Genomic DNA, 274 nt, shown 5'->3' with positions numbered 1-274 from the left:
ATTCCTTTTTTCTCCCCGTTTTGTTCTATAATATTAATAGAATGGTGAATGTAGTTCAGAATTTTTATCTTCGGATCAAAACACTCTACAAAGTGGTGCAAATCGATAAGCTGTATTACTTTTTCTTCCTTTTGAGATTCTGTCATAAAAAAACATTCCAATGATATTTCCTTTGTTAGTTCGTGAAAAGTCGTTAATTCCATGCGCATTTTTTAAGCAGTACAAAGAAATAGAGAAAATCCAACTGAGAATTTGTTTTTATACAAAATGGCTG

The 274-nt window shown here is 30.7% G+C and carries 1 pseudogene; it reads right to left on the bottom strand.

The features are described 5' to 3' along the window. Positions 1-209 (bottom strand): annotated as a pseudogene (locus SB689_RS23070) (hypothetical protein); the annotation flags it as partial. Positions 210-274: the final 65 nt, after the last annotated feature.

It is taken from the genome of Chryseobacterium sp. SIMBA_038 (assembly GCF_046535115.1).
GTDB lineage: Bacteria > Bacteroidota > Bacteroidia > Flavobacteriales > Weeksellaceae > Chryseobacterium.
Note: the sequence above shows the minus strand (reverse complement) of the source record. Positions and strands in the feature narration are given on the sequence as shown.